The sequence below is a fragment of the Micrococcus sp. FDAARGOS_333 genome, assembly GCF_002206575.2.
Taxonomy (GTDB): domain Bacteria; phylum Actinomycetota; class Actinomycetes; order Actinomycetales; family Micrococcaceae; genus Micrococcus; species Micrococcus lylae.
Genome location: NZ_NJFJ02000001.1, coordinates 2543786 through 2565852 on the forward strand (window position 1 = coordinate 2543786; position 22067 = coordinate 2565852).

A 22067-nucleotide genomic window follows, 5' to 3' on the forward strand; every position below is an offset into this window, starting at 1 on the left:
GTCAGGCCTCCTTCGTGGACACGGTGGGGATGGCACCGGTCTGGATGGACTCGTTCTCGTTGCGCTCCGAGTGCAGGGCGGACTTCTTCGACCACGGGACGAGGGACAGCACCACCGCCAGGACGAGGCCGGAGGCCACCATGCCCCAGCCGAAGATGGCCAGGAAGTCCAGCGGGTAGCCCTCGTACGGGGTGGTGGCCTTGTTGATGATGTCCGACATCCACAGATAGGCCAGCACCAGCGGGATGACCACGGTGACCAGGACCTTGAAGATGGTGCCCACCCGGAACGAGGAGATCGCGTTGAGGTGGTCCACCAGAACCGGCAGCTTGCGCAGGACGATCGCCACGGTGACGCAGGCGATCAGCGCGGCGCCCACGATGCCCAGGTTGTTGATGAAGGCATCCGAGGTGTCCAGCAGCTGCAGGCCGGAGGTGGTGGAGAACAGCACGATTGAGATGACCGCACAGCCGCCGACCACGATGAGCACCGCGGCCCAGCGGCCGAGACCCAGCTTGTCCTTCACGGCGGCCACCACGACCTCCAGGATCGAGATCAGGGAGGTGAGACCGGCGACCACCAGGGAACCGAAGAACAGGACGCCGATCAGGGCACCCATCGGGGCCTGGGAGATCAGCGTCGGGAACGCGATGAAGGCCAGGCCGATGCCGCCGGTGACGACGTCGCTCACCTGGATGCCGGAGGCCTGGGCCATGAAGCCGAGGGCGGAGAACACGCCGATGCCGGCGAGGACCTCGAAGCCGGAGTTGGAGAAGCCCACCACCAGGCCGGAGCCGGTGAGGTTGGTGCGGCGCTTCAGGTAGGACGAGTAGGTGATCATGATGCCGAAGCCCACGGACAGGGAGAAGAAGATCTGGCCGTAGGCGGCGATCCAGACGCCCGGCTCGAGCAGCGCGGACCAGTTCGGGGTGAAGAAGGCGTTCAGCCCCACGGCCGCGCCCGGCAGGGTCAGGGCGACCACGACGAGCACGATGAACATGACGATGAGCAGCGGCATGCCGACCATGGAGACGGCGGCGATGCCCTTGCGGACGCCGAAGCCCATGCAGAGGATGCAGATGACCCAGACGATCAGCATCGGCCAGAAGACGGCCGAGACGAAGTCAAAGGACGGCATCGGGTTCTCGGACATCTGCAGGTGGGTGCCGAAGAAGAAGCCCTCCGGGTCCTCGCCCCACGCGTGATCCGTGGAGAACCACGTGTACATGATCGCCCAGGCGATGATGGCGGCGTAGTAGACGGCGATCACGAAGCAGATGAAGACCTGGAACCAGCCGATCCACTCGGCGCCGCGGTGCAGGCGGCGGAAGGCCAGGGGCGGGGCGCCGCGGAAGCGGTGGCCGATCGCGTAGTCGAAGAACAGGATCGGGATGCCTGCGGTGAGCAGCGCGACCAGGTAGGGGATGACGAAGGCGCCGCCACCGTTCTCATAGGCGACGTAGGGGAAACGCCAGATGTTGCCGAGTCCGACGGCGGAGCCGATCGCCGCGAGGATGAACGCCCAGCGTCCGCCGAACTCCTCACGAGAGCGCTTCGGCACCGCGCCGGCCGCAGTGGTTGCGGTGGTCATGGAGTACCTCCGAAGAAACGAGTGCGAATGATGGACGTGTCTGCCCCCATCGGAGGACAGCATGGCACATCATAGTGACCTGCATCACCCTACGGGGTCAGGCGGGCACTCGGCGGGTCATCCTCCGGGGATGCACTCCCCGGTCTGGACGGGAACCTCCAGGTTCTCGACGTCCTCCAGGAGCCGCTCGAACTCGTCGCCGGCGATCGCATACCCGATGGTCGAGGATCCCGGGGCCCGGGCGAACACCAGTCCTGCCACCGTGCCGTCCTCGGTCACGAGCGGACCTCCGGAGTTGCCCGGCTCGATGTCCGCGTTCAGCTGGTAGATGTCCACGGTCGAGTCCTCCCGCCCGTAGATGTCGCTGATGAGCAGCTCTCCCCGGGCCTGCACCTGGGCGGGGGTGGCCTCGTAGGGGCCGCCGGCCGGGAAGCCGAGGGCGAGGGCGGCCGCACCGTCCTCCAGGTCGGCACCGTGGCGGGCGACCGGCAGGTCCGCACCGTCCACGGCCACCACGGCGAGGTCTCGGGCCGGATCGATGTGCACCACCCGACCCGGGAACACCTGGCGGTCCTGCGTCTCGACGATCGGCTCCTCCACGCCGGCCACCACATGCGCGTTGGTCAGGATCCGATCCTTGGCCACGACCACGCCCGTGCCGTTCTGGGTCTGGGCGCACTGCTCGGCGAAGCCGGACAGCCGCACCACGGAGTCCTGGACCTGCGCGTCCTCCGTCTCCGGCACCTCGAGGGTCGCGGACGGCGCGGCTTCCGGCTCGTCGGCGACCTCCTTCACGGGAGTGTCGATCTCCGGGATCACGCCGAGGCCCGCAATGGCCGCACGGGACTCGGCCAGGAAGCGCTGACTGCCGTCCGGCATGACCCGGTCCGTGACGGTGAGGACGGCGGAGCGGTTGATCTCCTTCGTCACCGGCGCCATGCCGAGCGAGTTCAGGGACAGGGAGATCAGACCGAGGATCAGCACCGTGACCGCCAGGGCGGCGACGGAGCCGAGGACCCGGTCCGCGCGCCGCAGCGCAGGGAGGTTCACGTGCAGGCGCACTCTGCGCCCGACGGCGACTCCGATGTGCTGGCCCGCCCAGATCAGCAGGACGGTGGCCACCACCAGCACGACCACACGGAGCGTCGGCTCGGAGACCCATCGGGCGACGAACGGGATCAGGTAGAACCCGCCGATCGCCCCCGCCACCGTGCCCAGCATCGTGCCCAGCACGACCCACAGGCCGCGGTGGTAGCCCTTGACGAGGGCCACGATCAGCAGGACGACCAGGACCATGTCGAGCCAGGTCACTCCGAAGAGCATGCAGTCGTTTCCTTTCCGGCTCACCAGGCCGAGGGACGGGACGGACAGGGCAGGAGCGGCGGTCTGCGAGCCGTCACGGGGGACGGCGGGGAACAGATCGGCCACCGACGCGCGGGGCGCCACTTGCCCTGGCTGTCAGGGTAACGGCAGGATCGTGTGTGATGCGGCACAATGGTGCCCAGCCCGAACACGACCGGTCCACCCTCGCCTCAGGGGGTGATCACTGAGAGGACTCACCGTACGATGGATCTTGAGGTTCTTCGCAAGGCCCCCCTGTTCGCGCACCTGGACGACGAGGTGTTCGCAACCCTGACCTCTGAGCTGACGGAGGTGGAGCTCTCCCGCGGCGCCTCCGCTTTCCACGAGGGCGACCAGGGCGATCAGCTGTACGTGATCATGTCCGGCAAGATCAAGCTCGGCCGCACCGCCTCGGACGGCCGCGAGAACCTGGTGGCCGTCCTCGGCCCCGGCGAGATCTTCGGCGAGATGGCCCTGTTCAACCCGGCCCCGCGCTCGGCCACCGCCACCGCGGTGTCCGCCACCCGCCTGGCCGGCCTGCGCCACGAGAACCTGCGCCGCGCGATCGCTTCCTCCCCGGACGTGTCCCTGCAGCTGCTGCAGGCCCTCGCCCAGCGCCTGTCCAAGACCAACGAGTCCCTCGCGGACCTCGTGTTCTCCGACGTCCCGGGCCGTGTGGCCAAGGCCCTGCTGGACCTGGCCGACCGCTTCGGCCGCCCGGCCGCCGACGGCCTGCTCGTGGCCCACGACCTCACCCAGGAGGAGCTGGCCCAGCTGGTCGGCGCCTCCCGCGAGACGGTGAACAAGGCCCTCGCCGAGTTCGTGCACCGCGGCTGGATCCGCCTGGAGAACCGCGCGGTGGTCGTCCTCGACCTCCAGCGCCTGCGCCAGCGTTCACGCTGACGCACCCCTGACCCTCGACGACGGGCCGCTCACCTGACTGGGTGAGCGGCCCGTCGTCGTCTCGGCCTCGTGCCGCACGGGGGACGGACCCGGCACCGGCCCGAGCTCAGTCCGTGGTGGGGCGCATCCAGAGGCGGCCGGCGTCCTCCCCGGCGGGAGCCATGCGCCAACGCGGCAGGGGCCGGTCCGCCGCCCCGTCGGCGAGGCCGAGCAGGAACGCGACCGCGGAGCCGGCCTCCGCGAGCCGGTGGGCGAGCATCAGGGTCGGCGGCGCGGTGACCTCGCAGGCCTCCACGACGCCCGACTCGCCCAGCCACCCCGGCGGCCCGGGCAGGGCCACGGGGCCCTCGATCAGGGACGCCGCAGGCACCCAGGCGTGCAGCCCGGCGGCCTCCTCGCGCCGCCCCCTCGCGGGTCGGACGGTGGCCTGCTGTCCCGCCGGGACGGCGGCGGCGAAGACCACCGCATCGAAGCGGCGGTGACGGAAGTCCGGGGAGATCCAGCGGCCCACGGGGCGCAGCAGGTCGGTGCGCAGCCCCAGCCCGCGCCGCTGGAGCTGGGCGGGCAGGCCGAACCCCTCGGACTCCAGAGACGTGCGGGCCTCCTCCCACAGCGGGGTGGCCGGGTCCATGACCACGTCTCCCTCACGCTCCCCCACCAGCAGCAGGCCGGTCTCCTCGAAGAGCTCCCGGACGGCAGCCACCACGTGCTGCCGCGCACTGCGCAGGTCGGCCATGCCGAGTCGACGGGCCCACGCCCGGGGCGAGGGCCCGTACCAGGTGCAGGCCTCCGCGTCCTGGTCGGTCAGTGACCCGCCGGGCAGCCCGACGACGCCCAGCGGCGTCTGGCCCGGACGATGACGCAGCAGCAGCTCCGGGCCCTGCGGCCCATCCCTGACCACCGCGACGGCGGCGGCCCGACGAGCAGGACGCACGTGACGGTGGTCCTGGGCCGCCCACTGCCGGGCCGCCTCCTCCTCGCTCCGCGGCACCGGGATGCGCGCGGGCGCGGCCCGCCGCTGCGGGGCCGGACGCACGTGGCCGACCGGGGCGGCCGGGCGGCGGTTCGCGGGATGGGCGCGCAGGGACGCGGCGCGGGCCGCCACCTGCGCCGCCTCCCCGGGGCCGGAGGACGCCGTGGCGGACACGGAGACCGGGGGCGGGACGGCGGCGCCGTCAGCGGACACGGACGGTGATCTCCACCTCGACGGGGGCATCGAGCGGCAGCACGGCCACGCCCACGGCGGAGCGGGCGTGGCGGCCGGCCTCTCCGAAGATCTCGGCGAGCACGTCCGAGGCGCCGTTGACCACGGCCGGCTGCGCGGTGAAGTCCGGGGCCGAGGACACGAAGCCGGTGACCTTCACCACGCGCTCGACGCGGTCCAAGTCCCCGACGAGCGCATGCACGGCGGCGACGGCGTTGATCGCGGCGGTGCGGGCCAGGGCGTTCGCGGTGCCCGGGTCCACCTCCGCACCGACCTTGCCGGTGGTCTCGAAGGAGCCGGAGACGAAGGGCAGCTGCCCGGAGGTCATGACGAGGTCGCCGTCCTGCAGTGCGGGCAGGTAGCTGCCCACCGCCGAGGCGACGTCCGGACGCTCGATCCCCAGCTCGGCCAGGCGGGAGGCGACAGCTCCCTCGCCCCAGCCGGAGGCCTGTGCGGCGGCCACGGGTCAGGCCCCCTTCGGACGCTTGAGGTAGGCCACCGGATTCGAGCCCTCGGGGCCCGGGATCACGGTGACCAGCTCCCAGCCGTCCTCGCCCCACTGGTCGAGGATCTGCTTGGTCGCGTGGATCAGGAGGGGGACGGTGGCGTATTCCCAACGAGTCTGCTCGGTCATGGGGCCACCCTACCCACGGCGACCGCCTCCTGCCCTCCCCTTCCAGGCGGCCCCGGTACACTTCCGGGCATGGCGCCGCGCAAGTCCCCCTCCTCTGACTCCGTCACGCCCGTCGGCCGCATGCTGAGGTTCCTCGGCCTCTCCGCCCTGGCGGGCCTGATCGTGGCCGGCCTGTTGCTGCCCGGAGCCGCGTTCGTGGGCGCCGGCGCCAACGCCGGCGCCGCGATGCTGAACGACCTGCCGGACGAGCTGCCGGACGAGCCGGTCGCGGTGCCGTCCAAGATCGTGACCGCGGACGGCAAGCTCATCGCCAACTTCTACGAGGAGAACCGCACGCCGGTCCCGTTCGACGAGATCGCCCAGTCCATGAAGGACGCGATCGTGTCCATCGAGGACGAGCGCTTCTACTCGCACGACGGCGTGGACGCCCGCGGCCTCGCCCGCGCCATGGTCAACAACGCGACCTCGGACTCCACGCAGGGCGCCTCCACCCTGACGCAGCAGTACGTCAACAACATGCTCATCAACGCGCAGGTCCTGCGCGGCGACTCGCGCCTCACCCTGTCCGGCAAGAAGAAGGTCTCGGACAAGGTCAAGGAGATGAAGCTCGCGATCGCGGTCGAGGAGCAGATGACCAAGGACGAGATCCTCAACGGCTACCTCAACCTCGTCCTCTTCTCTGGCCGCGCCTACGGTGTCGAGGCCGCCGCCCAGTACGTCTTCGGCAAGTCCGCGAAGGACCTGGAGATCTGGGAGTCTGCGACCCTCGCCGGCATGGTGCAGTCCCCCACCGGCTACCACCCCGTCCGCAATCCGGAGGGCACCAAGAAGCGTCGAGACACCGTGCTCCGTGCCATGCTGCGCAACGACAAGATCACCCAGGAGGAGTACGACCACGCCGTCGAGCAGCCCCTCGACGTGGTGATGGAGGCCCCGCCGACCGGATGCCTGGCCGCCGACTTCGGCAAGTACTTCTGCGACTACGTCGAGCGCCAGGTCCTGGCCAACCCGGCCTTCGGTCCGGACGTGAAGTCCCGTCAGGCCCTGCTGGACCGCGGCGGCCTCACCATTCGCACCACCATGGACTCCAAGCTCCAGGAGGAGGCCCAGAAATCCATCGCCGGACAGGTCCCCAACGACGAGTCCGACGGCGTCGGCGCCTCCCTGCTCTCCCTCGAGCCGGGCACCGGCGACATCAAGGTCATGGCCCAGAACACCGACTACTCCCTGCAGGAGAACGAGAAGGGCAAGACCATCCTGAACTTCAACGTGGACAAGGAATGGGGCGGCGGTGAGGGCTTCCAGAGCGGCTCGACCCTGAAGCCGTTCGTGGCCCTCACCTGGATGCGCAACGGCGGCAAGATGATCGACACCGTGGACGCCAGCGTGGACGCCTACCCGACCGGCACCCGCTTCGCCGCCTCCTGCCGCGACGGCGGCTACGTGGTGCAGAACGGCTCCACCTGGGACATCAACAACGTGATCGGCGGGCTCAAGAAGCGCGACCGCATCGACGAGGGCCTGTTCTGGTCCGTCAACACCCCGACCGTCGCCGCCGCCTACCATCTGGACCTCTGCGACATCACCTCGCTGATGACCGAGCTCGGCCTGCGCCGCGCCGTGGACAGCCTCCCCGTCTCCCCGGACAACCCCTCCTTCGTGCTCGGCGCGGACTCCATGGCCCCGATGTCCCTGGCCCGCGCCTACAACGCGATCGCCGCCGAGGGCCTGTACTGCGAGCCGCGCGCCCTGCTCGAGGTCACGGACACCGCCGGCAACGAGTACCCGGTGCCGGAACCGGACTGCAAGCAGGTCCTGGACAAGGACGACGTGCACCAGATCTCGCCGATCCTGCAGGCCATCACGGACAAGAACATCTTCTCGGACGAAGACCGGCCCTTCCCGGCCGCCGGCAAGACCGGCACCAACAACAACATGTCCTCGACCTGGTTCGTGGGCTACACGGACAAGCTGACCACCGCCTCGTGGGTGGGCCGCTGGACCAACCAGAAGACCCTCGCCGGCGAGACCATCAACGGCATCAAGCGCAACAACTTCTACGGCACCGAGATCTCGGGCCCCATGTGGCTGGACTACATGGAGCAGGCCAACGAACACAGCGAGTACGAGGCCGGGAAGCTGCCGGAATGGGACGGCCCGCGGTTCTCCGACTACGGCACCGAGGGCAGCCACCCGCACGGCAAGGACTTCTACTTCGAGGACATCGACCGCCCGGGTCCGCAGCCCTACTCGTCGGAGGACTGAGCCGATGGCCCCGTCCCGTCCCGTGCGCGCCGCCCTGACGGCCGCCGCGGCCGCGGCCGGCCTGGGTGCGGCGGGCGCGGCCTGGGGCCTGGCCGAGGCCAGCGCCTACCGGATCAGCCGCCACACCGTCCCCGCCCTGCCGGCGGACGCGGCGCCCCTGCGGGTGCTGCACCTGTCCGACATCCACCTGCTGCCGTTCCACCGGCGCAAGCTGGCCTGGCTGCAGACACTCGCGGACCTCGAACCGGACCTCGTGGTCAACACGGGAGACAACATCGCCTCCGACCACTCGATCGCGCCGCTGCTCGACGCCCTCGGCCGGCTGCTGGACGTCCCCGGCGTCTTCGTGCCCGGCTCCAACGACTACTTCGCCCCGAAGCCGGCCAACCCGTTCCGCTACTTCGCCGGACCGTCGAAGCCGCTGAAGCACCAGCCCCGCCGCCTGCAGACCGAGGACCTGTTCCGGGCGTTCCGGTCCCGCGGCTGGGTGGACCTGACCAACCGCTCGGCGACCCTCACTGCCGGAGGCGACCGCGCCGCCGTCGAGATCCTGGCCGGCGGCACCGACGACCCGCACCTGGGCTTCGACGACTGGCGCGGCTTCACCACCCCCACGCGAGCACCGCGCGAGCAGGTCCTCACCCTCGGCGTCACCCACGCCCCCTACCGCCGTGTCCTGGACGCGATGGTGGCCGACGGCGCCGACCTCGTCCTGGCAGGCCACACCCACGGCGGCCAGGTGTGCCTGCCGTTCTACGGGGCACTGGTGACGAACTGCGACCTGCCGCGCGCGCAGGCCTCCGGGCTGTCCTCCTGGACGGCCGCCGGCCGCACCGTCCCGCTCGAGGTCTCCGCCGGCATCGGCGCGGCCCCGGCCATGCCGGTCCGGGTGGCCTGCCGCCCCGAGGCCGTCGTCCTGGACCTGGTCCCCCGCGCCTGAGGCGCGCGGACAGGCGGCGGTGCGCGGCCGTCGTCGGGACGCAGGCCATCCGTCGGGCGCCGTCCCGTAGACTTCTCGGGTGTCTCCCAGCGCCGCCCCCACCCCCCGCACACTGCGGGAGTCCGTGCAGGGCCTGCGGCCGTACCTCGACGGCGTCCTCTGGCGCTGGGTGTTCGGGCTGCTGGCCGCCCTGCTCTCCGGGCTCGCCGCCCTCGCCATCCCCCAGGTCATCCAGGTCCTGGTGAACAACGTGTTCTCCGCCGACGGCTCGGGCGGGCGTTCCTCCGTGGTGTGGGCCGGCGTGGTCCTGCTCGTCCTCGGCCTGGCCGAGGCGCTGTTCGTGTGGCTGCGCCGCGTGTTCATCCTCCCGCCGGCCTCGGACGTGGAGAACCGGGCACGCATCGGCCTCTACCGCCGTCTGCAGCGCCTGCCCGTCGCCTTCCACGACGCCTGGCCCTCCGGCCAGCTGCTCTCCCGCGCGCAGGCGGACCTGGGCCTGGTGCGCCGCTGGATCGCGTTCGGCTCGGTGATGTTCGTGGTGGACTCGCTGGTGATCGTGGTGGGCGTGGCCCTGCTCTTCACGCTCTCCTGGCAGCTCGCGCTCCTGTACCTGGTGGCGGCCGTGCCGATCATCATCCGGTCCTTCTCCTTCCGCAACGACTTCCGCACCGTCTCCCGCCTGTCCCAGGACCAGGCCGGCGACCTCGCCACCACCGTGGAGGAGTCCGTCCACGGCATCCGCATCCTGAAGGCCTTCGGCCGCGGGGCCACCGCCCTGGAGGGCTTCCGCACCCAGGCGTCCACCCTGCAGGACACCGAGGTCCGCAAGGCCGGCCTGCTCGCCTCCTTCGTGGCGATGGTGGTGGCCCTGCCCGAGGTCGTCCTGGGCGTCGGCCTGGCCTGGGGCGTGTACCTGGTGGCCACCGGACAGATGATGGTCGGCGCCCTCGCCGCCTTCTTCGCGACGACCGCCGTGCTCGCCCGCCCCGTGGAGTCCGTGGGCCAGCTGCTCGGCATGACCCTGTCCGCCAAGACCGCGATCGACCGTCACCTCGACGTCATCTCCGTGCGTCCCGCGATCACCTCCCCCGCCGGCACGGACCCGGAGGAGGCCGCCTCCCTCGGTGCCACCCGCCTGGACGACGACGCGGACGAGATGGCCCCGCCCTCCGGCGCCCTCCCCGCGCTGCCCCCGTCCGCCGGAGGCTTGGCCTTCCGTGACGTGGAGTTCCGCTACCCGGACGCCGCGGAGGGCACCGCGCCCCTGCTGCGCGGCGTGGACCTCGAACTCATCCCCGGCGAGACCATGGCGCTGGTGGGCACCACCGGCTCCGGGAAGTCGACCCTGCTGCAGCTGGCCCCCCGCCTCTACGAGGCCACCTCCGGCCGCGTGGAGGTGGACGGCGCGGACGTCCGCGACTTCCCGCTCGAGGAGCTGCGCCGCCGCGTGGCCGTGGCCTTCGAGGAGCCCACGCTCTTCTCGGACACCGTCCGCAACAACGTGCTGCTGGGCGCCCCCGCAGACGTGCTCGCCGACGAGGAGAAGGCCCAGCAGCTGCTGGACATGTCCCTGGACACCGCCCAGGCCGGCTTCGCCCGTGCCCTGCCCGACGGCCTGGACACGGAGATCGGTGAGGAGGGCCTGTCCCTCTCCGGCGGCCAGCGCCAGCGTCTGGCCCTGGCCCGTGCGATCGCCGCGCAGCCCAAGGTGCTCGTGCTGGACGACCCGCTGTCCGCGCTCGACGTGCGCACCGAGGAGGCCGTCACCCAACGCCTCCGCGAGGTCCTCGCGGACACCACCACGCTGGTGGTGGCCCACCGCCCCTCCACCGTGGCCCTGGCGGACCGCGTGGCCGTGATGGCGGACGGGCGGATCGTGGACGTGGGCACCCACCTGGAGCTGCTCGCACGCTCTGCCGCCTACCGGGACATCATCAGCAACGCCGAGGCCGAGGAGGCGCGCGCATGAGCATCCGGAGACGCTCCGCGCAGGAGCGCACCCCGAAGCACGCCGCGCAGGGCCCGGCCGTGCAGGATCCGTCCGCCGGCGAGGCCGGAGCGTCGGCAGGCACGGCCGGCGTGTCCGCAGGCGGCACCGGCGCGTCGGCAGACGGCGCTGGCGCGTCGGTGGCGGACCGCGTCCGCGGCGTCCGTGCCGAGGACATCCTCGAGTACTCGGCGGAGGAGCGCCGCCACGTCCGCCGCCGTTCGTGGAGGCTGCTGCGCGAGCTCGCCGGCCCGGTGAAGGGCCAGCTGGCGCTCGTGATGGTGCTGGTGATCGTGTCCAACGCCGCCCGTGCGGCGCTGCCGCTGATCATCGCCTGGGCCATCGACTGGGGTCTGCCGCAGGTGGTCGGCGCCGTGGAGGCCGAGCAGTCCCCGCTGCCGACCGTGCTGCTGGTCGGCGGCGCCTACGTGGGCGCCGCCCTGCTGGCCGGCGGCCTGCTCGGCGGCTACCTGTGGCTGACTGCCCGGGCGTCCCAGCAGATGCTGCTGAACCTGCGCCTGCGCGTGTTCCGGCACACCCAGCGCCTGTCCCTGTCCTTCCACGAGAAGTACACCTCGGGCCGCGTGATCTCCCGCCAGACCTCGGACCTGGAGACCCTGCGCGAGCTGTTGGACCAGGGCGTCGCCTCGCTGGTCTCCGGCACGGTGTTCATGGTGTTCACGGCCGTCTCGATCCTCATCCTGGACCCGATCGGCTTCCTCATCCTCTGCATCGCGTTCGTCCCGGTGCTGGTCCTGGTGCGCTGGTACCAGAGGGCCTCGGAGGACGTGTACCGCCGCTCCCGCGTGAGCTCGGCGAAGTCGATCGTGCACTTCGTGGAGACCATGACCGGCATGCGCGCCGTGCAGGCCTTCCGCCGCCAGCGCGCCAACGACGCCACGTACACACGCCTGGCCACGGACTACCGCAATGACATGGTCGAGTCCCTGAACTACTTCGGCATCCTGCAGACCGCCCTGGTGGCGATCGGCAACATGACCGTGGTGGCCATGCTGATCGTGGGCGGCTTCCGCGTGCTGGACGGGCAGCTGGCCGTGGGCGTGCTGGTGGCGCTGCTGCTGGCCGGCCGCCGCGTGTTCCAGCCCATGGAGATGCTGGCGATGTTCTACTCCTCGCTGCAGTCCGCCACGGCCGCCCTGGAGAAGGTCTCCGGCCTGCTCGAGGAGGAGCCCACCGTGGTGGAGGCCGCAGAGCCCGCCCTGCTGCCGGGCGCTGCGAAGGCCGGCGAGGGCGTGGCCTCCGGCCGCATCGAGTTCTCGGACGCGGTCTTCGGCTACGGCCCGGAGAAGACGGTGCTGAGCCGCTTCGACCTGACGGTGCCCGCCGGACAGACGGTGGCCGTCGTCGGGCAGACCGGGGCGGGCAAGTCCACGCTGGTGAAGCTGATCGCCCGGTTCTACGACCTCTCCTCCGGCTCCCTGACCCTGGACGGGGTGGAGCTCAGTCAGCTGTCCCAGCAGGACCTGCGCCGCAACGTGGTGATGGTGACGCAGGAGGCGTTCCTGTTCTCCGGGAGCATCGCGGAGAACATCGCCCTGGGCCGTCCGGACGCCAGCCTGGAGGAGATCCAGGCCGCGGCCCGCGCGGTGGGTGCGCACGAGTTCATCCTGGAGCTGCCGGAGGGGTATGACACAGATGTGTCCAAGCGCGGCGGCCGGCTCTCGGCGGGCCAGCGTCAGCTGGTGTCCTTCGCCCGCGCGTTCCTGGCGGACCCGGCGGTGCTGATCCTGGACGAGGCCACCAGCTCCCTGGACCTGCCCTCCGAGCGGCTGGTGCAGCAGGGCCTGGAGCGGCTGCTGGGCAACAGGACGGCGCTGATCATCGCGCACCGCCTGTCCACCGTGGACATCGCGGACCGCGTGCTCGTGGTCCACGACGGGCAGATCGTGGAGGACGGCACCCCCGCCGAGCTCATCGCCGCCGGTGGCCGCTTCGCGGCGCTGCACCAAGCCTGGGAGGACTCGCTCGTCTCCGAGGAGGACTGAGGGCCCGGCGCCGGGCCCAGCGTGCAGGCGGGCGGGAGCGGGAGCGGGGGCATTTTCGTTCGGGAAACCGTCGCGTTGCGAGGCGCTTTCGTTCGGGAAAGGGTCGGGTTGCTCGGCACTTTCGTTCGGAAGAATGTCGCGTCCCGCCGCCCGCCTGACCTCCACGACGACGGCCCGGTCACCGTGACCTTCCCTCTCACCGTGCCGTGCCTTCGACGCCTCCGGACGTGGTCCGGACGGACGGCCGAAGCCGGAACGGAGAAGATCCCTGTAGACGGCAGCGCGGACCCGGCCCCTTCCGGGTCCGAGCCCGCGCTGCCGTGGACGGGTATCTGGCCTTGCCGTACAGCAGCTCAGACTGGGCGCCGGACTCGCGCTGTGGCTGACGGGTACAGCGCGGCCTGCTCGAGACATGGTCGTCCCCGCCTGGAACGCGACCGTTTCCCGAACGAAAGCACCCCGCAACGCGACCGTTTCCCGAACGAAAGCACCCCAAGACTCGACCGTTTCCCGAACGAAAACGCCAGGGGTCAGGCGTCGAAGCGGCGGCCGGTGAGCCGCTCGTAGGCCTCCACGTAGCGGACCCGGGTCTTGGCCACCACGTCCTCCGGCAACGCCGGCGGCTGCTCGCCCGAGGACTTGTCCCAGCCGGACTCTGCCGACGTGAGCCAGTCGCGGACGAACTGCTTGTCGAAGCTGGCCTGGGGGCGGCCGGGCTCGTAGTCCTCAGCGTCCCAGAAGCGGGAGGAGTCCGGGGTGAGCACCTCGTCGCCCAGCACGATCGCCCCGCTCACCGGGTCCGTGCCGAACTCCACCTTGGTGTCCGCCAGGATGATCCCGGCCTCCCGGGCGATCTGCTCGGCCCTCGTGTAGACGTCCAGGGTGAGGTCCCGCAACGCCGCGGCGGCCTCGGCGCCCACGCGTTCGGTCATCTGCGCGAACGTGATGTTCTCGTCGTGCTCGCCCACCTCGGCCTTCGCCGAGGGGGTGAAGATCGCCGGCTCCAACTTCGATCCGTCCACGAGGCCCTCCGGCAGCGGCAGCCCCGTCACGGTCCCGGACTCCCGGTACTCCGCCAGGCCGGAGCCGGTCAGATACCCGCGGGCGATGCACTCGACCGGGAACATGTCCAGCCGCTTGACCACCATGGCCCGCCCGGCCACCTGCTCCGGCACGTCCGTGGAGACCACGTGGTTCTCCACGGCGCCGGCGAGCTGCTCGAACCACCACAGGCTCAGCTGGGTCAGGACGGCGCCCTTGTCCGGGATCGGCGGCTCGAGGATGACGTCGTAGGCACTGATGCGGTCCGAGGCCACCACCAGCAGCGTCTCCGACTCGCCCGGCGCCGCATCCTTCGGCTCGTACAGATCCCGCACCTTGCCGGAGTACACGTGCCGCCAGCCCGGCAGCTGAAGGGCCTCGGCCCCGGCGAATCCGATGCGCTCGCTCACGCCTGGCCCTCCTTCTCCGTACCCGCCGCGCCGGCGCCCGGCACCGCGATCTGCCCGCGCTCGGCCTTGAGCGCGATGTCCGTGCGCCACTGGGCACCCTCGAAGTCGATGGCGTCCACGCCGGCGTAGGCCCGCGCCCTCGCCTCGGCCAGGTCCTTTCCGCGCCCGACGACGGCCAGCACCCGGCCACCGGCCGTCACCACCGCGTCCGGGGCGTCGCCCACGCCCGTGCCGGCGTGCAGCACGTCCACGCCGTCCAGCGCCCGGGCCGCCTCGACACCGGTGATGATGTCCCCCGTGGAGGAGGAGGCCGGGTAGCCGGCGGAGGCCATGACCACATCCACGGCCACGTCCTCGGACCACTCGAGAGTCCGGTCCGCGCCGAGCTCGCCGTTCGCGGCATCCAGCAGCAGCCGGCCGAGCGGGGTATGGAGGCGGGCGAGCACGGCCTGGGTCTCCGGGTCGCCGAAGCGGACGTTGAACTCGATGACCTGCACACCCTGGGCCGTCACGGCCAGGCCGCAGTAGAGCACGCCGGAGAACGGGGTGCCGCGCCTGGTCATCTCGGCCAGCACCGGGCGGGCCACCGACTCCATGACCTCGTCCACGAAGCCCTCGGGCAGCCAGGGCAGCGGGGTGTAGGCGCCCATGCCGCCGGTGTTGGGGCCCTCGTCCCCGTCGAAGATGCGCTTGAAGTCCTGGGCCGGGGTCAGCGGCACCGCGTTCTCGCCGTCACAGAGCACGAACAGGGAGACCTCGGGACCGTCCAGGTACTCCTCGATCACCACGGAGCCGCCGGCGGCGAAGCAGGACTCGGCGTGGGCCAGGGCCTCGGCGCGGTCGGCGGTGACCACCACGCCCTTGCCGGCGGCCAGGCCGTCGTCCTTCACCACGTGCGGGGCGCCGAACTCGTCCAGCGCGGCGGCGGCCTCCTCGGCATGCGTGCAGACGCGGGAGCCGGCGGTGGGCACGGAGGCGGCGGCCATGACCTCCTTGGCGAAGGCCTTGGAGGCCTCCAGCTGCGCGGCGGCGCGGGAGGGGCCGAACACGGCGAACCCGGCCTCGCGCAACGCGTCGGAGACGCCGGCGGCCAGCGGGGCCTCGGGGCCGACCACCACGAGATCGGCCTTCACCTGGCCGGCGAGCGCCACCACGGCGGCGCCGTCCGAGGCGTCCACACAGTGCAGCGTGGCCTGGTCCGCCATCCCGACGTTGCCGGGCGCAACGTGCAGCTGCGTCACCTCCGGGTCACGGGCCAGGGTGCGGATCAGGGCATGTTCGCGGCCGCCGTTGCCAAGCACGAGGATCTTCACGTCCCCCAGACTACGTGGCGCCGCACACCCGCGCCCGCCGTCCGCCCGCCCCGGACGTCTTCCCCCCCCCCCCCCGGCCGGGCGGGGCACCCGTAGGGTGGTGGACATGACGATGCCCGGCCTGCCCCACGACGACGACCGCTCCGGCGACCCGCGTCGCCCGACCCGCCCGACCGCCCAGGCCGGCCCCGGCCTGCGCACGGCGTACACGTTCATGATGGTGTGGTTCGTGTGCGCCCTGATCGGCGCCTTCTCGCTGCGCCTGTTCGGCATCGGCCGCGGGGACGTGGGCGTCGGCGGCGTCACCGCGCTGCTCGGCGCCGCGTTCGTGGCCGCCGCCGTGATCACCTGGGCGGTCCGACGCCGCCGCTGACGCAGCCGGTTCCCGACGACGGCCCCGCCCCTTCCCCGGGCCGCTCGCCGCTCGTTCCCGGGCGGGTGCCTCCCGACGACGGCTGCTCAGCCCCGGATGATCCGTCGCCTCCGTGCCTCGGCCACCGCCTCGGTCCGCGAGCCGACGCCGAGCTTCTGGAACACGTGCACCAGGTGGGTCTTCACGGTGGCCTCGGAGATGAACAGCTCCTTGGCCGCGGCCTTGTTGCTCACGCCCCGGGCGATGAGCTCGAGCAGCTCGATCTCGCGCGCCGTGAGCACCTCGGTGCCTCCGGCCATGCGTCCCATGAGCCGCTCGGCCACCCCGGGTGCCAGCGCCCGCTGGCCCGCGGCGGCCCGGCGGACGGCGGCGGCGATCTCCTCCGAGCTCGCGTCCTTGAGCAGGTAGCCGGCGGCTCCTGCATCCAGGGCGGCGAGGATGTCCGCCTCGGTGTCGAAGGTCGTCAGGATCAGCACCGGCAGCCCCGGGTGGGCGGCCCGCACCGCGCGGGTGGCGGCCACGCCGTCCATGCCTTCGCCCATCTGCAGGTCCATGAGCACCACGTCCGGCAGCCCGCCGGCGCCCAGCGCCTCGAGCACGCGCAGCGCCTCGGCGCCGTCGCCGGCCTCGGCCACCACGGTGAGGTCCGGGTGCGCCTCGAGCACGGCGCGCACGCCGGCGCGCACCACCGGGTGGTCGTCGACGAGCATCACGGCCAGGGTCATCCGTTCTCCTTCGCTGTCTCACTGCGGCCGGCCACGGGCACTGTCATCGCCACCACCGTCCCCTCCCCCGGCGTGGACTCCACCGCCACGCGTCCGCCGACGGCCTCCACGCGCTCGCGCACCGCGGCCAGGCCGACGCCGGTGGACTCGCCCGTGCCGTCGTCGTCGTACTCCTCCCGGGCCGTGCCCGCCGGAGCGGGCCGACCGCGCGGGCCGGCCACGGACCGCCCCCTCTCCCGGGCCACGGGACGGTGGGGGGCCTCGGGCTCGAAGCCGCGGCCGTTGTCGGCGACGTCCACGGTGACCTCCCCGTCCAGGTAGGCCACGGACACCCGGCAGCGGGCGGCGGCGGCGTGCTGGCCGACGTTGGCCAGGGAGGACTGGACGGCGCGCAGCAGGGCGGACTCCACCGCCTCGGCCAGGGGCACCGGGGTCCCCTCCACCTGCAGGTCTGCGGCCACGGGGGTGCCGGCGTCGGTCTGGCGGCGGGCGAAGCCGCGCACGGCGGCGTCGAGCTGCTCCACCAGGGATCCGCCGTCCCCGCGCAGGTCCCGCACGAAGCGGCGGGACTCGGCGAGGTTCTCCGCGGCGGTGTCCCGCACCGTGTGCAGGCGGCGGCGCGCCAGGTCCGGGTCCTCGGCGTCCAGGGCGTCCTCGGCGGCGCGGGAGACCAGGACGATGGAGGCCAGGCCCTGGGTGAGGGTGTCGTGGATCTCGCGGGCCAGGCGCTCGCGCTCGGCGAGCACGCCGGAGCGGTGCTCGGTGCGGGCCAGCTCCGCGCGGGCGGCGAGCAGCTCGGAGGCCAGAGCGCGCTGCCGCTCGGACTCGGCGTGAAGGGCCCGGTAGGCCTGGTACATCACCACGGCCACCACGGCGCCGACGCAGGGGCCGATCACCGCGGCCGGCCGCAGCCCGTCCGGCCCCGGGGCGGAGGCCAGCACCACCACGGCGGTCACGGCCGCCACGGCCAGCGGGCCCGGCCAGTGCCGGCCGGTGGCCTCGGCCAGCACGTGCTGGACCACGAAGAACAGTGGGAACGCCACCCACGCAAAGTCCGGGTGCAGCGCCACCAGGGCGCCCCAGAGCAGCAGCACGAGGGCCAGCCAGGCCAGGGACGCACCCCGGTGCACCGGCCTCCGGCGCGCCCAGCGGCGCCGCTCGGCCACGGTGCCCGCCAGGTAGACGGCGGCCAGGGCGACGGCAGCGGGCCAGACGGCGGCCGCAGCGGTGCCCGGGGACAGCACGGAACGGGCCAGGCCCACCGCCAGCAGGGCGGCGAAGGACACGTGCAGCACCACGCGCAGGGCGGCCAGGATCGAGGCCGTCGCGCCGGACTCGACGCCGGCGTCCGTCCCGGCCCTGACGTCGGCCGCCGTACCGGGCCGGGCGGGGCCCGCCGGCGCCGAGGCGGGGCCCGTCGGCGCCGGCGTGTGCACGTGCTGGTCCATGCCGCTCAGCCTAGGCCCGCGGCCCTCGCCACGGCAGGGCGGAGGCCGCAGATCCGCCGAATCCACGCGGGAATCAACCGTTCAATGGACCCCGGATCCACCGCCGCAGGCGATGTCCCGGCCGGCGGATCGGCGGAGTCTTGAAGGCAACACCACAGACCCGATGTCCCGCGCCGCGCGGGACCGATCCCGACGAAAGCAGGTGCTCGATGTTCCTCGCCCTGCGCGACCTGCGCTTCGCCACCGGACGGTTCGCCCTCATGGGCGCCGTGGTGGCCCTGATCTCCCTGCTGCTCGTGATGCTCACGGGCCTGACCGCCGGCCTCGGCGGCCAGAACACCGGCGCCCTGGACCGGCTCGAGTCCCAGGGCGTGCAGCGTCTGGCCTTCGGCGGCGCCGCCGGCCAGGAGCCCACCGCGAACTTCACCCAGTCCGAGGTGACCGCCGCCGAGGCCGACGCCTGGCGGAACGCCGACGGCGTCGCCTCCGCCGAGCCGGTCGGCCTGGCCCAGGGCCGGGCCGTCGGCCTGGAGCACGCCCCTCAGCCGGCCCCGGAGTCCTCTGGCGGCGCCGACGCCCCGGCCCGGGTGGACACCTCGGACATCCCGACCACCGGCGTGGCCTCCGTGGCCCTGCTCGGCGTGGCCCCCGGATCCGCCGACGCCCCCTCCGGGCTGAAGGACGGCGAGGCGGTGCTCGGCCAGGCCGCCGCGGACGACCTGCACGCCCAGGTCGGGGACAGCATCGAACTGTCCGGCACCGTGGTGACCGTCGCGGCGATCGAGCCGACCGAGTACTACTCGCACACCCCGGTGGTGTGGCTGTCCCTGAAGGACTGGAAGGCCGCCGCCCACGCCCCGGCGGACACCGAGGGCACCGCCCTGGCCGTGCGCTTCGCCGCCGGCGCGGACGACGCCGCCGCGGCCGCCTCGGCCGACGACGCCGCCCGCACCGTCTCGGCCACCGTGCCGGACTCCTACGCCGCCCTGCCTGCCTACTCCTCGGAGAACGGCTCGCTGATGACCATGCAGGGATTCCTCTACGGCATCTCGGCACTGGTCGTGATCGCGTTCCTGTCCATCTGGACCGTGCAGCGCACCCGGGAGATCGCCGTGCTGAAGGCGCTCGGCGGATCCACCGGCTGGGTGCTGCGGGACGCACTCACCCAGGCCGGCGTGGTCCTGCTCGTCGGCGTGGGCATCGGCACCGCGGCCGCCTTCGGCCTCGGGCTGCTCGCCTCCCAGGCGGTCCCCTTCACCGTGGACGCGGACACCGTGCTCATCCCCGCCGCCGGCGTCTTCGCACTCGGCATGCTCGGCGCCGCCCTGGCGGTGGCCCGCACCGTCCGCATCGACCCGCTCGTCGCCCTCGGCGGCAACTGACCTCCTCCAGACAAGGACCATCGCCATGAACCCCACCGTCACCCCGCTGCTGACCACCTCCGGGGACCGTCCCGATGCCGACCCCGCCCTGTCCCTGCGCGATGTGGTGCTGGAGTACCCGGACGGCGAGCGCGGCACCCTGCGCGCCCTGGACCGGGTGTCCCTGGACCTGTACCCCGGCGTCTACACCGCCATGACCGGCCCGTCCGGCTCCGGCAAGTCCTCCCTGCTGGCCGTGGCCGCGGGCCTGATCTCCCCGACCTCGGGCCAGGTGGTGGTCAACGGCCAGGACCTCACCGCGCTGCCGAAGGCCCTGCGCACCGCGATGCGCGGCACGTCGATCGGCGTGATCTTCCAGCAGCCGAACCTCATCCCCTCCCTGACCGCACGCGAGCAGCTGGAGCTGACCGTGCACCTGGACCGCTCCGCCGGCCGGTCCGCCAAGCGTGACGCCCGGGTGCGCGCCGCCGAGCTGCTGGAGAAGGTGGACCTCGGCGCGGCCATGGACAAGCGCCCCCACCAGCTCTCCGGTGGCCAGCGGCAGCGGGTGAACATCGCCCGTGCGCTCATGGCGAAGCCGGCGCTGCTGCTGGTGGACGAGCCGACCTCCGCCCTGGACCAGGAGCGCTCCGCCGCCGTGGTGGAGCTGCTCGGCGAGCTCACCCGCGAGGAGGGCGCCGCCACCCTGATGGTCACCCACGACGTGGAGTTCATGGACGCCGTCGACCGGACCCTGGTGATGGTGGACGGCCGCCTGCAGTGAGCCGAGGCTCCGCCCGCCACTACCCTGGTGGGCATGAGCTCCCCCACGTCCTCCGCCACGTTCGCCCTCGCCGACGCCGTCGAGCTGGTCCACGTGGTCCGCAACGGCTTTGTCGAGTCCCGCACCCCCGGTGCAGCCGTGGTCACCGGCCCGGACGGGTCCGTGCTGGCCTCGCTCGGCCCGGCCGACGCCCTGATCTACCCGCGCTCCACGCTCAAGCCGTTCCAGGCCATCGCCTCGCTGCGCCACGGGGCGCGGCTGGAGGGCGAACAGATCGCCATCGCCTGCGGCTCCCACCGCGGCACGGCGCGGCATCGGGACCTGGCCGAGCGGATCCTGCAGGCCCACGGCCTGTCCGCCGCGGACCTGCAGTGCCCCGGTGACTGGCCGGCGGACGCCGAGGAGATCGCCCGCCACGCGGACGACATCGCCCACGGCGCCGAGAAGACCCCGCTGGCCTACAACTGCTCCGGCAAGCACGCCGGCTTCCTGGCCGCCTGCGTGGCCTCCGGCCATGACACCGCCACCTACCTGGAGCGCGAGCACCCGGTGCAGCGCGAGGTGGACGCAGTGATCGAGGAGTACTGCGGGGAGGAGATCGCCCAGGTGGGCGTGGACGGCTGCGGCGCACCCGCCGCCGTGGTGTCCCTGGCCGGGCTGGCCCGCGGCATCGGCCGGGTCTCCGCCGCCCCGCACCGCCGGGACGCCGAGCTGCACGCCGTCTCCGTCGCCAACGCCATGCTGGACCATCCGTGGGCCGTGCAGGCCGAGGGCAGGCCGAACACCCTGGTGATGGAAGAGCTGGGCCTGATCGCCAAGCTCGGTGCGGACGGCGTGACCGTGATGGGAGCACCGGACGGCACCGCCGTGGCGGTGAAGGCCCTGGACGGCGGCTCCCGCGCCGGAGACCTCGTGGCGCTGGCACTGCTGGCCCAGTTCGCCCCGGAGCACGTGGACGCCGAGCGCCTGCCGGACGTGCTGCGCCGGGTGGCCCCGCCGGTCCTCGGCCGGGGCGAGCCCGTGGGTGCTGTGCAGCTGGCCACGCCGGTCCTGGACCTGCTCGACTGAGGCGGGCGGCCGTCGTCGGCAATCCCGTCCCGACGACGGCCTCTCGCCTTCCCCTGCCCGTCCGTCTCGTCAGGAGCCCGCCATGAGCACCGGCTCGGTCCCCCGCCGCCGCATCCCCGTCCCCGAGGGGCATGCCGCCCTGCTCACCTGGGCGCGCACCGCCGCCGAGGATCCGGAGGCGGCCGCAGCCCTGCCGCGCTCCACCCGTGCCATGGCCGTGCGCTTCTCCCTCGAGGAGTTGGCCACCCGCGTGCCGGGCAACTCGGTGGAGGTGCGCGTGCCGCCCTTCGGGGTCTGCCAGTGCGTCCCCGGCCCCCGGCACACCCGCGGCACCCCACCGAATGTGCTGGAGACGGACGCCTCCACCTGGCTCGCCCTGGCCACCGGGCTGACGGACTGGGAGCAGGCGCGGGCCGCCGGGAAGGTGTCCGTCTCCGGCGTGCGGGCGGACGTCTCGGCCCACCTGCCGCTGGTGCGGCCGTGAGCCGGAGCCTGCGTCTGCCCTCCGCTCCAGCGAACACTCGACCCCGTCCAGCCGAGACGCAATCGTGACCCGCAGGCCGTTGACCGCCTCCGCGGCGACACCTGATCATTCACCTATGGGTCTCACGTACCCGTCAGGCTGGGGGGGCCTGCGAGCACCAGCACCCCCGCTGGCGCGTCCTCGTAGGAC

19 protein-coding genes are annotated in these 22067 nt (G+C 72.7%); 10 read left to right on the top strand and 9 right to left on the bottom strand.

Translation table 11 applies throughout. The features are described from left to right. Nucleotide 1: 1 nt before the first annotated feature. Nucleotides 2-1591, bottom strand: a complete 1590-nt coding sequence (locus CEQ11_RS11365) for a sodium-dependent transporter (RefSeq protein ID WP_088478670.1) — start codon at nucleotides 1589-1591, stop codon at nucleotides 2-4. 117 nt (nucleotides 1592-1708) lie between these two features. Next, nucleotides 1709-2914, bottom strand: coding sequence for a MarP family serine protease (locus CEQ11_RS11370; RefSeq protein ID WP_088478671.1), 1206 nt, complete (start codon nucleotides 2912-2914; stop codon nucleotides 1709-1711). A 243-nt stretch (nucleotides 2915-3157) separates the two neighbouring features. On the opposite strand from CEQ11_RS11370, the gene CEQ11_RS11375 reads away from it, so the two are divergent. Further along, nucleotides 3158-3835 (top strand): Crp/Fnr family transcriptional regulator, encoded by a 678-nt coding sequence (locus CEQ11_RS11375; protein ID WP_067191720.1) that lies wholly within the window; start codon nucleotides 3158-3160, stop codon nucleotides 3833-3835. Nucleotides 3836-3941: 106 nt separating this feature from the next. On the opposite strand, the gene CEQ11_RS11380 is transcribed toward CEQ11_RS11375, so the two are convergent. From CEQ11_RS11380 to CEQ11_RS11390, 3 genes are read right to left on the bottom strand one after another with little or no spacing between them, the layout of a single operon-like run. Further along, nucleotides 3942-5021 carry an NUDIX hydrolase gene (locus CEQ11_RS11380; protein ID WP_227718857.1) on the bottom strand — a complete coding sequence of 360 codons (1080 nt, stop codon included), beginning with the start codon at nucleotides 5019-5021 and terminating at the stop codon, nucleotides 3942-3944. Further along, the gene (locus CEQ11_RS11385) at nucleotides 5011-5502 is read right to left on the bottom strand and encodes a RidA family protein (RefSeq protein ID WP_088478672.1); all 492 of its coding nucleotides are present in this window, start codon (nucleotides 5500-5502) and stop codon (nucleotides 5011-5013) included. The genes CEQ11_RS11380 and CEQ11_RS11385 overlap by 11 nt, the downstream gene beginning before the upstream one ends. Nucleotides 5503-5505: 3 nt before the next feature. Continuing rightward, entirely contained in the window at nucleotides 5506-5673 is a 168-nt protein-coding gene (locus CEQ11_RS11390) for a DUF4177 domain-containing protein (RefSeq protein ID WP_088478673.1), read from the bottom strand. 69 nt (nucleotides 5674-5742) lie between these two features. Here CEQ11_RS11390 and CEQ11_RS11395 point away from each other — a divergent pair, with 69 nt between their 5' ends. From CEQ11_RS11395 to CEQ11_RS11410, 4 genes are all read left to right on the top strand, one after another. Further along, complete coding sequence (locus CEQ11_RS11395; protein ID WP_088478674.1) at nucleotides 5743-7938, top strand: transglycosylase domain-containing protein; 2196 nt, start codon at nucleotides 5743-5745, stop codon at nucleotides 7936-7938. Between the two features lie 4 nt (nucleotides 7939-7942). Continuing rightward, nucleotides 7943-8878, top strand: a complete 936-nt coding sequence (locus CEQ11_RS11400; RefSeq protein WP_088478675.1) for a metallophosphoesterase — start codon at nucleotides 7943-7945, stop codon at nucleotides 8876-8878. Nucleotides 8879-8957: 79 nt separating this feature from the next. Beyond that, on the top strand, nucleotides 8958-10847 hold the full coding sequence (locus CEQ11_RS11405; RefSeq protein ID WP_088478676.1) for an ABC transporter ATP-binding protein: 1890 nt from the start codon (nucleotides 8958-8960) through the stop codon (nucleotides 10845-10847). Then, nucleotides 10844-12871 (top strand): ABC transporter ATP-binding protein, encoded by a 2028-nt coding sequence (locus tag CEQ11_RS11410; RefSeq protein ID WP_088478677.1) that lies wholly within the window; start codon nucleotides 10844-10846, stop codon nucleotides 12869-12871. Before CEQ11_RS11405 ends, CEQ11_RS11410 begins: the two co-directional genes overlap by 4 nt. A gap of 530 nt (nucleotides 12872-13401) precedes the next feature. On the opposite strand, the gene CEQ11_RS11415 is transcribed toward CEQ11_RS11410, so the two are convergent. Together CEQ11_RS11415 and purD are read right to left on the bottom strand one after the other, a co-directional pair. Next, on the bottom strand, nucleotides 13402-14322 hold the full coding sequence (locus tag CEQ11_RS11415; RefSeq protein WP_088478678.1) for a phosphoribosylaminoimidazolesuccinocarboxamide synthase: 921 nt from the start codon (nucleotides 14320-14322) through the stop codon (nucleotides 13402-13404). After that, entirely contained in the window at nucleotides 14319-15635 is a 1317-nt protein-coding gene (purD, locus tag CEQ11_RS11420) for a phosphoribosylamine--glycine ligase (protein WP_088478679.1), read from the bottom strand. Before purD ends, CEQ11_RS11415 begins: the two co-directional genes overlap by 4 nt. A 106-nt stretch (nucleotides 15636-15741) precedes the next feature. Here purD and CEQ11_RS11425 point away from each other — a divergent pair, with 106 nt between their 5' ends. After that, nucleotides 15742-16008: a hypothetical protein gene (locus CEQ11_RS11425; protein WP_088478680.1), complete on the top strand. Its 267-nt coding sequence runs from the start codon at nucleotides 15742-15744 to the stop codon at nucleotides 16006-16008. A gap of 86 nt (nucleotides 16009-16094) precedes the next feature. Here the strand turns inward: CEQ11_RS11425 and CEQ11_RS11430 are convergent, their stop codons facing one another. After that, complete coding sequence (locus CEQ11_RS11430; RefSeq protein WP_088478681.1) at nucleotides 16095-16733, bottom strand: response regulator transcription factor; 639 nt, start codon at nucleotides 16731-16733, stop codon at nucleotides 16095-16097. Beyond that, entirely contained in the window at nucleotides 16730-18181 is a 1452-nt protein-coding gene (locus CEQ11_RS11435; RefSeq protein ID WP_088478682.1) for a sensor histidine kinase, read from the bottom strand. The genes CEQ11_RS11430 and CEQ11_RS11435 overlap by 4 nt, the downstream gene beginning before the upstream one ends. Before the next feature lie 209 nt (nucleotides 18182-18390). On the opposite strand from CEQ11_RS11435, the gene CEQ11_RS11440 reads away from it, so the two are divergent. The 4 genes from CEQ11_RS11440 to CEQ11_RS11455 all read left to right on the top strand — a co-directional run bounded on the left by CEQ11_RS11440 (nucleotide 18391) and on the right by CEQ11_RS11455 (nucleotide 21878). After that, nucleotides 18391-19563, top strand: coding sequence for an ABC transporter permease (locus tag CEQ11_RS11440; protein ID WP_088478683.1), 1173 nt, complete (start codon nucleotides 18391-18393; stop codon nucleotides 19561-19563). A gap of 25 nt (nucleotides 19564-19588) precedes the next feature. Next, on the top strand, nucleotides 19589-20326 hold the full coding sequence (locus tag CEQ11_RS11445; protein WP_088478684.1) for an ABC transporter ATP-binding protein: 738 nt from the start codon (nucleotides 19589-19591) through the stop codon (nucleotides 20324-20326). Nucleotides 20327-20359: 33 nt separating this feature from the next. After that, nucleotides 20360-21394 (top strand): asparaginase, encoded by a 1035-nt coding sequence (locus CEQ11_RS11450; protein ID WP_088478685.1) that lies wholly within the window; start codon nucleotides 20360-20362, stop codon nucleotides 21392-21394. Nucleotides 21395-21476: 82 nt separating this feature from the next. After that, on the top strand, nucleotides 21477-21878 hold the full coding sequence (locus CEQ11_RS11455; protein WP_067189592.1) for a sterol carrier family protein: 402 nt from the start codon (nucleotides 21477-21479) through the stop codon (nucleotides 21876-21878). The last annotated feature ends 189 nt before the right edge of the window (nucleotides 21879-22067 follow it).